At 70.6% G+C, this 9812-nt stretch carries 7 protein-coding genes and 1 pseudogene; 3 read left to right on the top strand and 5 right to left on the bottom strand.

Features of this window, described 5'->3' with window-relative positions; all coding sequences use genetic code 11:
• Positions 1 to 47 precede the first annotated feature (47 nt).
• Positions 48 to 1247, bottom strand: a complete 1200-nt coding sequence (gene ftsY / locus ACFTZL_RS34265; RefSeq protein WP_382590994.1) for a signal recognition particle-docking protein FtsY — start codon at positions 1245 to 1247, stop codon at positions 48 to 50.
• Positions 1248 to 1420: 173 nt separating this feature from the next.
• On the opposite strand from ftsY, the gene ACFTZL_RS34260 reads away from it, so the two are divergent.
• Both ACFTZL_RS34260 and ACFTZL_RS34255 read left to right on the top strand, forming a co-directional pair.
• Positions 1421 to 2392, top strand: coding sequence for an LLM class flavin-dependent oxidoreductase (locus tag ACFTZL_RS34260; protein WP_382590991.1), 972 nt, complete (start codon positions 1421 to 1423; stop codon positions 2390 to 2392).
• A gap of 53 nt (positions 2393 to 2445) precedes the next feature.
• Positions 2446 to 2823 (top strand): hypothetical protein, encoded by a 378-nt coding sequence (locus tag ACFTZL_RS34255; RefSeq protein WP_382590988.1) that lies wholly within the window; start codon positions 2446 to 2448, stop codon positions 2821 to 2823.
• Between the two features lie 111 nt (positions 2824 to 2934).
• Here ACFTZL_RS34255 and ACFTZL_RS34250 read toward each other — a convergent pair whose 3' ends face one another.
• The 4 genes from ACFTZL_RS34250 to ACFTZL_RS34235 all read right to left on the bottom strand — a co-directional run bounded on the left by ACFTZL_RS34250 (position 2935) and on the right by ACFTZL_RS34235 (position 9234).
• Positions 2935 to 4353 (bottom strand): sugar porter family MFS transporter, encoded by a 1419-nt coding sequence (locus ACFTZL_RS34250; RefSeq protein WP_382590985.1) that lies wholly within the window; start codon positions 4351 to 4353, stop codon positions 2935 to 2937.
• 223 nt (positions 4354 to 4576) lie between these two features.
• Positions 4577 to 8158 carry a chromosome segregation protein SMC gene (gene smc / locus ACFTZL_RS34245; RefSeq protein WP_382590982.1) on the bottom strand — a complete coding sequence of 1194 codons (3582 nt, stop codon included), beginning with the start codon at positions 8156 to 8158 and terminating at the stop codon, positions 4577 to 4579.
• A gap of 210 nt (positions 8159 to 8368) precedes the next feature.
• Positions 8369 to 8572 carry a hypothetical protein gene (locus ACFTZL_RS34240; RefSeq protein ID WP_030852030.1) on the bottom strand — a complete coding sequence of 68 codons (204 nt, stop codon included), beginning with the start codon at positions 8570 to 8572 and terminating at the stop codon, positions 8369 to 8371.
• A 380-nt stretch (positions 8573 to 8952) separates the two neighbouring features.
• Positions 8953 to 9234 (bottom strand): acylphosphatase, encoded by a 282-nt coding sequence (locus tag ACFTZL_RS34235; RefSeq protein WP_189727968.1) that lies wholly within the window; start codon positions 9232 to 9234, stop codon positions 8953 to 8955.
• A gap of 162 nt (positions 9235 to 9396) precedes the next feature.
• Between ACFTZL_RS34235 and ACFTZL_RS34230 the strand changes: the two are divergent.
• Positions 9397 to 9812, top strand: a pseudogene (locus ACFTZL_RS34230) (CAP domain-containing protein); the annotation flags it as partial.

Raw genomic sequence — 9812 nt, 5'->3', positions numbered from 1 at the left:
GTGCGCATCCGGATTCTCGGAGTTGCTCCACTCGGCTGGTCCGGAGCTCACTCCCCGATAAGGGCGTCAACGAACGCCTCCGGCTCGAACGGCGCCAGGTCGTCCGCGCCCTCGCCGAGCCCGACGAGCTTGACCGGAACGCCCAGCTCGCGCTGGACCGCGACCACGATGCCGCCCTTGGCCGTGCCGTCCAGCTTGGTGAGCACGATGCCGGTGATGTCGACGACCTCGGCGAAGACCCGGGCCTGGACCAGGCCGTTCTGGCCGGTGGTGGCGTCGAGCACGAGCAGCACCTCGTCGACCGGGGCGTGCTTCTCCACGACCCGCTTGACCTTGCCGAGCTCGTCCATGAGGCCGGTCTTGGTGTGCAGGCGGCCGGCGGTGTCGATGAGCACGACGTTCGCGCCCATCTCCTTGCCCTCCTTGACCGCGTCGAAGGCGACGGAGGCCGGGTCGCCCTCCTCCGGTCCGCGCACGGTGTGGGCGCCGACGCGCTCACCCCAGGTCTGGAGCTGGTCGGCGGCGGCGGCCCGGAAGGTGTCGGCGGCGCCCAGGACCACGCTCTGGCCGTCCGCGACCAGGACGCGGGCCAGCTTGCCCGTGGTGGTGGTCTTGCCGGTGCCGTTGACCCCGACGACCAGCACGATGCCCGGCTTGCGGTCCTCCGGCTCGGTCTTGACCACACGGTCCATGTCGCGGCCGACCAGCGTGAGCAGTTCCTCGCGCAGCAGGGTGCGCAGCTCGTCGGGGGTGCGGGTGCCGAGCACCTTCACGCGCTCGCGCAGGCGCTCGACCAGTTCCTGGGTGGGCTGCACGCCGACGTCGGCGGTGAGCAGCGTGTCCTCGATCTCCTCCCAGGTGTCCTCGTCGAGGTGCTCGCGCGACAGCAGCGTGAGCAGCCCCTGACCGAGGGCGTTCTGCGAGCGGGAGAGACGGGCCCGCAGCCGGACCAGGCGACCCGCGGTGGGCTCCGGGATCTCGATCTCGGGAGCTTCGGCGGGCGGCTCCTCGACGGTGACGGGAGCCGAGCCGTCCGGGAGATCCACCTCCTCTATCGTGCGCCGCGGTTCCTCCCGCGGCGTCTCGGCCTCGTCGCCGACGTGCGGCTCGGCCGGTGGGGCGGTGATGTCGGGCGCTGCGGGCGGGGGCGGGGGCAGCTGCTTCTTGCGCCGGCTGCCGACGATGAGCCCGCCGAGCGCGCCGAGCACGACCACGGCGATGACTACAGCAAGGATGACGATGTCCATAACGCGTCCAGTATCAGCCATGGGCCCCCGGGTCACCCCGCTTGTGCCGTCCTCCGGGGCCGAGGGCCGTCGGATCTCCACACCCCTGGATGTCTGACGCCCCGTCAGCTAACGTCCCCCGGACACCCGCCCGGTGAAGCCGGACACCCGCCCGGTGAAGGGAGACGTCCCCCATGCCCGTCACGGTCGCACGCTTCAACCTCGTCGCTCCGGGGGCCGTCCCCGCCGAGCTCGGCGCCCGTTACCGGGCGGCCCTGGAGATGGCCTCGTACGCCGACGACCGGGGCGTCACCACCGTGCAGACGGAGGAGCACCACGGGGCCGACAACAACTGGCTGCCGTCGCCGTTCGCCTTCGCGGGGGCCGTCTTCGGCGCGACCCGGCGTGTCGCGGTCACCGTCTCCGCGATCATCGGCCCGCTGCACGACCCGCTGCGGCTCGCCGAGGAGATCGCCGTGCTGGACCTGCTGAGCGGCGGCCGGCTGGTGACGGTCGCCGGGATCGGGTACCGGCCCGAGGAGTACGACCTGTTCGGCGTGGACTTCGCCCGGCGCGGCCGGCTCCAGGACGAGCTGCTGGAGACACTGCTGAAGGCGTGGACGGGCGAGCCCTTCTCCTACCGGGGCCGCACGGTCCGCATCACTCCGCGCCCGTACACCGACCCGCATCCGCTGCTCCTGGTCGGCGGCTCCTCCAAGGCCGCCGCCCGCCGGGCCGCCCGGCTCGGCCTGCCCTTCTTCCCCAGCGCGCATCTGCCGGAGCTGGAGGCGTACTACAAGGACCGGCTCGCCGAGTACGGCACCGAGGGCTGGGTCATGATGCCCGCCGCCGAGACGCCGCTGCTGCACCTGGCCGAGGACCCGGACCGGGCCTGGGCGGAGTACGGCGAGCACTTCCTGCACGAGGCGCGGACGTACGCCTCCTGGCAGTCGGGCGAGGTGCGCTCGGCGGTGAAGTCGGCCGCGACGACCGTCGGGGAACTGCGCGCCGAGGGCGTGTACCGGATCCTCACGCCCGACGCGTGCGCGGATCTGGGCCTGGACTCCTATGTACTGCATCCGCTGGCGGGCGGGATGCCGGTGGAGGAGGGGTGGCGGAGTCTGCAGCTCTTCTGCGAGCGGGTGCTGCCGGGGCTGGGGAGCTGACGCTCGCGGATATCCGATGGCCTGCCCCGGCGCCTCGATGCTCCACTGACTCCATGACTCTGTCGGTTGATGTGTTCCTGCTGGAGCCGGACGGACAGCGGCGGATACTCGACGTGCCCGGGGGACGCGACGACTCGGCCGGGTTCGAGTCCTGGCGGACGACGGTGTGGGGGTCCGAGCCGGTACGCGCGCTGGGCGCCCGATTTCTCCCCGTGCTGGCCGACGGCGACCTGGAGGTCGGGGCCGAGAGCGTCGCGGAGTTCCTGGGTGAGGTGGCGCTGCTGCGTGACCATCTCGACGCGATCGCCGGGACCACGCAGCGGCCGCGAGGGCTCGCGGAGCACCGGGAGGGGCTGGTGAGGCGGCTGCGGAACCTGGAAGTGGCCGCCCTGCACGCCCGGGTGATCGGGGGCGGCGTCATCGTCTGGTGACGCGACAGACCGCCGCCCCGGCTCGGGCAGTGGCCGAACCGGGGCGACGGCGGGTTACGGGGAGAGGGGCAGCGGGGACTTTGGCCCTTCTCCCCGAGTGCGGGGGCGGGCTCAGCCCATCTCCTCCAGGGCCTTGCCCTTCGTCTCGCTGACGAACTTCAGGATGAAGGGGATGGAGAGCGCGGCGAAGGCCGTGTAGATCACGTACGTCATGGAGAGGTTCCACTCGGCCAGCGACGGGAAGCTCGCGGTGATGGCCCAGTTGGCGATCCACTGCGCGGCGGCGGCCACACCCAGGGCGGCGGCACGGATCCGGTTGGGGAACATCTCGCCGAGCATGACCCAGACGACCACACCCCAGGACAGGGCGAAGAAGAGGACGAAGACGTGCGCGGCGATCAGGGCGATCCAGCCCTGCGCGGCCGGCAGCCTGCCGTCGACCAGGGGGTGGGAGAACGCCCAGGCCTCCAGCGCCAGGCCCACGACCATGCCGACCGAGCCGATGATCGCGAGCGGCTTGCGGCCGATGCGGTCGACGAAGATCATCGCGATGACGGTGCCGACGATGTTGATGATCGACGTGGTGAAGGAGTAGAAGAACGAGTCCGCCGGGTCGACGCCGACCGACTGCCACAGCGTCGAGGAGTAGTAGAACGCGACGTTGATGCCGACGAACTGCTGGAAGACCGACAGGCCGATACCGATCCAGACGATCGGCTTGAAGAAGAAGCTCCCGCCGAGCAGGTCCTTGAAGCTGGACTTGTGCTCGCTGGTCATGGCGTGCTCGATCTCGGCGACGCGGGCGTCCAGGTCGATGTCCTTGCCCTCGACCTCGGTGAGGATCTCCCGGGCGCGCTCGTGCTTGCCGACGGAGATGAGGAAGCGCGGGGACTCGGGGATCCGGAAGGAGAGCAGCCCGTACAGGATGGCCGGGACGACCATGACGCCGAGCATGACCTGCCAGGCCTCCAGGCCCATCAGCTCGCCGCGCTGGTCACCGTCGGCGGCGTTCAGCAGACCCCAGTTGACGAGCTGCGACACGGCGATGCCGATGACGATCGCGGCCTGCTGGAAGGAGCCGAGCCGGCCGCGGTAGGCGGGCGGGGCGACCTCGGCGATGTACGCCGGGCCGATCACGGAGGCCATGCCGATGGCGAAGCCGCCGACGACGCGCCAGAAGGCGAGGTCCCACAGGGCGAAGGGGAGCGCGGAGCCGACGGCGCTGATCGTGAAGAGGACCGCGGCGATCTGCATGCACCGGATGCGGCCGATGCGGTCGGCTATCCGGCCTGCGGTCGCGGCGCCGATGGCGCAGCCGATGAGGGCGACGGCGATGACCTGGGCGAGGGCTGCGGAGCCGATGTCGTAGCGGCCCCGGATGGCCTCGACGGCACCGTTGATCACGGAACTGTCGTAGCCGAAGAGGAAACCGCCCATCGCGGCCGCCGCCGCGATGAAGATGACGTGCCCGAGATGTTCGGGGTGAGCCGTCCTGGCTCCGGACTTGGGTGCCTGCGCTGTGCTGGTCACGTGAACTCCTCAGGCCACCGGCAACGCTGCCGGAGGGGATCAGCCCTTCGAGGTGCCACCTGAAGGTACCTGAAGGTAAAAGGAACGTTGCCGAGACTATGCCTTCAAGTTTCGAAGTCAATAGGTCCGGAGACGGGAATCTGCGACAGGAGTGTGGCGAGGATGTGTTCAAGAATTGAAGCCATCGAGCGTCGCAGGTGAGACCGGTGTAGACCGCATCCATCTAGCGCAGGCGCTGGCTGATGACCTTCGACACACCGTCGCCCTGCATGGAGACGCCGTACAGCGCGTCGGCGACCTCCATCGTGCGCTTCTGATGGGTGATCACGATCAGCTGCGAGGCTTCCTGCAGCTCCTGCATGATCCGGATGAGCCGCTGGAGGTTGGTGTCGTCGAGGGCGGCCTCGACCTCGTCCATGACATAGAACGGACTGGGCCGCGCCTTGAAGATCGACACGAGCAGCGCCACGGCGGTCAGCGACCGCTCCCCGCCCGAGAGCAGCGACAGCCGCTTGACCTTCTTGCCCGGCGGCCTGGCCTCGACGTCCACGCCCGTGGTGAGCATGTTGTCGGGGTCGGTCAGGATCAGCCGCCCGTCACCACCCGGGAACAGCCGGCTGAAGACGCCCTCGAACTCCCGGGCCGTGTCCCGGTAGGCCTCGGTGAAGACCTGCTCGACGCGCTCGTCGACCTCCTTCACCACCTGCAGGAGGTCCGCCCGCGTCTTCTTCAGGTCCTCGAGCTGCTCGCTGAGGAACTGGTGGCGTTCCTCCAGTGCCGCGAACTCCTCAAGGGCGAGCGGGTTCACCTTGCCGAGCTGCTGGTAGGCGCGCTCGGCCGACTTCAATCGCTTCTCCTGCTCGGACCGGAGATACGGCTTCGGCCGGTTGCGCGGGTGCTCCGGGTCCTCCGGCAGCTCCTCGCCCTCGGCGGGGGGCGAGGGCGGCACGAGCTGGCGCGGTCCGTACTCCGCCACCAGTCCGGCCGGTTCGACACCCAGCTCCTCCAGCGCCTTCGTCTCCAGCTGCTCGATCCGCAGCCGCTTCTCGGCGCCGAGTACCTCGCCTCGGTGGACCGAATCCGTCAACTTGTCGAGTTCGGCCTTGAGATCGCGTCCCTCGGTGCGGGCGCGGGCGAGTTCCTGCTCGCGTCGGGCCTTGGCGGCGTCGGCTGCGGTGCGCTCCTCGTCGGCGCGGCCCAGGGAGACCTCGACGTGCGCGAGAAGCTGCCGTGCGCCGGAGCCGACGGCCTCGGCGACGGCGGCCTCGTGTCGCAGCCGGGCCCGCCGCTGCTCCGCACGCGCGCGTGCCTCGCGTTCCGCGCGGGCGGCCCGGTCGAGCGAGTCGGCCCGTCCGGCCAGGCCCTTGACCCGTTCCTCGTGCGTACGGGCCTGGAGGCGGGCCTCCATCTCGGTCTGGCGGGCGTTGGCACCGTCGGCGGCGAGCCGGTCCCGTACGGAGGTGTCGGGCTCCTCCTCGATCGGCATCTCCTCGGCGACGGCGAGTCGCTCGGCGAGTTCCTCGACCTCGGCGAGGGCCTTGTCCAGGGCTTCCTGTGCCCGGGCGGCGGCGGCCGTGGACCGCTCGGCCTCCCCCGCCGCGCCCCGGGCCTGCCCGGCGAGCCGGCCGAGCTGCTGGGCGACGGACGACTTCTCCCGGTCGGCGGCCCGGCGCCGCTCCCCCACGTCCTCGACGAGCGCGGCGCACTCCTTGCGCCGTTCGACGGCCTCGTGCTGGGCCTCGGTCAGCTCCTCGCAGCGCACCGCCAGCTCTTCCAGTTCGGCGGCGGCCTCGTCGACGGAGGCCTGTACTTCGAGGAGGCTGGGGGCGCCTGCGGAGCCGCCGTGGGCGAAGTGTGCGCCGAGGAGGTCGCCTTCGGCGGTGACGGCGGTGAGGTCGGGGTGGGTGTAGACGAGGTCTTCTGCGTCTTCCAGGGTGCTGACGACGACGATGCCGTGGAGCAGCCGTCGTACGGCAGGCATGAGGTCGGTGGGACCGCGGACGAGGTCTTCGGCGAAGGGGCGTCGCGCGTCTGCGGGTACGTCGTGGTTGTTCGCGCAGTTCCCCGCGCCCCTAGGGGCGGCGGTAGCTCCTGCCAAGAGCAGAGTGGCTCTGCCTCCGTCCTGTTTGCGGAGGAGTCTGATGGCATCGGCCGCCGAGGTCGGGGTCGTGACGGCGATGGCGTCCGCCGCCGCTCCGAAGGCCGCTGCCAGGGCGACCTCGTAGCCGGGTGTGACCGTCAGGAGTTCCGCCGCCGGGCCGAGCAGGCCGGAGAGGCGGTCCTTCGCCGCGAGCAGTATTCCGGTGCCGTCCTTGCGGCGCAGGCCCATCGCCAGGGCCTCGTGGCGGGCCTGGGTCGCGGCGCGCTTCCGTTCCGCCGCCGTGGCCGCCTCGCGGGCTGCCGTGAGGGCGGACTCGGCGTCGGCGAGCTGCTGCTTCGCGGCCTCGTGCTGTTCGGCGAGTTCGGCGTCGCCGGCGTCGAGGCCGTCGACCTCGGCCTTGAGCGCCTCGTACTCCTCCTGGGCGGCGACGGCCCGCTCCTGGGCCTCGTCGCGGGCGGCGGCCAGGCGTTCGATCTCGGCCTGGGCGGAGGCCGCGCGCGAGCGGGCCGCGTTGACCTGGCCGCTGAGCCGGGCCAGTCCCTCGCGCCGGTCGGCGATGGCGCGGGCGGCGTCCTTCAGACGCCGTTCCTCCTGGGTGAGCGCGCGCTCCAGTTCGGCGCGGTGGGCGACCGTGTCCTCCAGGGCGCGTTCGGCCGCCTCCAGGGCCGCCTCCAGCTCGGCCTCCTGCTCGCGGATGCGGGCGGCCTCGCGCTCCATGTCCTCGGGGTCGCGGCCGCGCCGCTCCTCGGGAGGCGCGGAGGTGGCGCTCTTCACGCGGGCGTCGGCCAGCGAGATCGTGCCGCGCACCCGCTCGGCGAGCTGGGAGAGCTCGTACCAGGTCTGCTGGGCGCGCTGGAGGCGTGGCGTGAGCTGCCGTACCTCGTCCTCGAGGAGTGCCTCGCGCTGGAGCGCTTTGCGCAGGTCCTGCTCGGCGGCCTCCTTGCGCCCCTTCAGCGCGGCCTCGTCGGCGACCTCGGCGTTGAGGGCTTCCTTCAGCCGTACGAGATCGTCGGCCAGCAGCCGCAGGCGGGCGTCGCGCAGGTCGGCCTGGATGACGGCGGCCCGACGGGCGACGGCGGCCTGGCGGCCGAGGGGCTTGAGCTGGCGTCTGAGTTCGTCGGTGAGGTCCTGCACGCGCGCGAGATTGGCCTGCATCGCGTCCAGCTTGCGCAGCGCCTTCTCCTTGCGCTTGCGGTGCTTGAGGACGCCGGCGGCCTCCTCGATGAAGGCGCGGCGGCCCATGGGGTCGGCGTGCAGTACGGAGTCGAGCTGGCCCTGCCCGACGATGACGTGCATCTCGCGGCCGATGCCGGAGTCGGAGAGAAGCTCCTGGATGTCGAGGAGGCGGCAGGTGTCGCCGTTGATCTGGTACTCGCTGCCGCCGTTGCGGAACATGATCCGCGTGATGGTGACCTCGGCGTACTCGATGGGCAGGGCCCCGTCGGAGTTGTCGATGGTCAGCGACACCTCGGCGCGGCCCAGCGGGGGGCGGCCGGTGGTGCCGGCGAAGATGACGTCCTCCATCTTGCCGCCGCGCAGCGATTTGGCGCCCTGCTCGCCCATGACCCAGCTCAGCGCGTCCACGACATTGGACTTGCCCGAGCCGTTCGGTCCTACGACGCACGTGATCCCCGGCTCGAACCGGAGTGTGGTGGCCGAAGCGAACGACTTGAACCCGCGGAGGGTCAGGGCCTTGAGGTGCACGCCGCCGGACTCTACCGCCCGGGTTCGTCTCACTCCATGAACCCACGGTTTCGCCGCTGAACGCGCAGGGCACACCACACGTTAAAGACGGTGAAAGGATGCGGGGGAAAGAAAGAAGGGACGCCGAGGGCGTCCCTTGCACTTCTGACAACTTAGCGGTTATGACGTGCGGCCCAACCACTGCTGTGCTGTTGTGGAGCGATGCAGTGATCAGGTGAGCGCAGGCTCCGCCTGGTGTGCGTCAACGCTCTCCATGATCCTGTCGTGAGAAGCGGCAGCCGTCAGCGCCTCGTTTTCGGCCTGGATACGTCCGAGCTCGGATTCCAGGTCCTGTACGCGCTGCTGGAGCCGTCGCATCTCGGCGAGGAGTCGAGGGTCGGAGCCGCCGACGTAACCGAGAAGCGCCTTTGCCATGATGGATGGTCCTCCACAATGCGTGACCGACCGATGCGGTGTGGGTCGTGAGGGATTCGCACCCGCGATGCTTGGCAGGGCCTGGAGTTGTACCGCCGTTCAGCCATGCCAAACAGCTAAGGTGCGCGGGGCTTTCAGCGTCTCACCAAAAAGTTTGACGGTCAACACGATCACGCCCCGTATTGGGGGCCGACCGGGCGCGCGCGGCCTGATACGGCGGCACTGCGGCTTCTGCGGGGCCCTCGAGGCGTCGCGATCATCCTTGCGTGCGGAGCCTGCCAAGGCAAGCGATTCTTGGCAATCACCAGCCGGTTTCCGTCCGGGGCGGCCCTCGGCGGCCTGTCGGCGGGCGCCCTTGAAGCCCGCCCGCCGGTGCGGGATCAGCGAATGGCGAAGCCGTCGTAGCCGCCGCGAGGTGTGTCCCAGATCTCCGTGACGCCGTCTACACGGCCGGGCGTGTCGTCACCCTCGAGCCACTCCAGCAAGCCTTCACAACCCTCTCGCGCGCCCTCCGCGACCACTTGGACCCGACCGTCGCCCAAATTGAGAGCAAAACCACTCAGGCCGCCGATCTCCAGGGCCTTGGCCCGCGTGAACCAGCGGAAACCCACACCTTGGACGCGTCCGCGCACCCAGGCGACCAGTCGCACATCCTCGCTCATGACTGCAACCTAACCGCCCAAACTCCCTCGGGCGCACTTCCTTCACTTGCGCCATGCGGTACCGTCCCCACCCAACGAATCTCATATGAAACTCACACCATCGAGTGAGTTTGGTGTTGATCTCGAGGACGAGTCGACCGCCAGGACGAGGAAGGCCAGAACATGGGACGCCACCGTCGCTCCGACGCCGGCCGCGCCGACACGGGCAGCGCCACGGGGATCATGCAGGCCGACGGCACCGCGGAGGGCCACGATCCGCTGTACGGCGGGGAAGACGGCCCGACCATGGGCATCGCGCCCTATCTGAACCCGGAGGCGTACGCCGACACGTACGCGCGGAGCGAGGCCTACCTGTTCGAGACGGAGGCCGCCGCGGCGGGTGACGGGTATGCCGCCATCCCCCGCCAGCGGACCGCCGAGACGGCCGTCTTCGCGAGCGACGGCTTCACGCCCGAGGGCGGCGCCCGGCGGGCGGGCTCGCACCGCCGCCGGAAGAAGGCCGCACGGCCGATGCGCACCGGCCTGCTCGGCGTGTCCGCCGCGGTCGCCATCGGCACCGTCGCGGTGGCCACGGGCGC

The organism is Streptomyces sp. NPDC056948 (assembly GCF_042674225.1).
GTDB classification, from domain to species: Bacteria; Actinomycetota; Actinomycetes; order Streptomycetales; family Streptomycetaceae; genus Streptomyces; species Streptomyces purpurascens.
This window is presented reverse-complemented; position numbering and strand designations above follow the sequence as displayed.

What these genes read in the sequence shown, in the direction of transcription:
- ftsY (WP_382590994.1), bottom strand. Translation starts at nt 1,247, where the DNA reads ATGGACATCGTCATCCTTGCTGTAGTCATCGCCGTGGTCGTGCTCGGC.
- ACFTZL_RS34260 (WP_382590991.1), top strand. Translation starts at nt 1,421, where the DNA reads ATGCCCGTCACGGTCGCACGCTTCAACCTCGTCGCTCCGGGGGCCGTC.
- ACFTZL_RS34255 (WP_382590988.1), top strand. Translation starts at nt 2,446, where the DNA reads ATGACTCTGTCGGTTGATGTGTTCCTGCTGGAGCCGGACGGACAGCGG.
- ACFTZL_RS34240 (WP_030852030.1), bottom strand. Translation starts at nt 8,572, where the DNA reads ATGGCAAAGGCGCTTCTCGGTTACGTCGGCGGCTCCGACCCTCGACTC.
- ACFTZL_RS34235 (WP_189727968.1), bottom strand. Translation starts at nt 9,234, where the DNA reads ATGAGCGAGGATGTGCGACTGGTCGCCTGGGTGCGCGGACGCGTCCAA.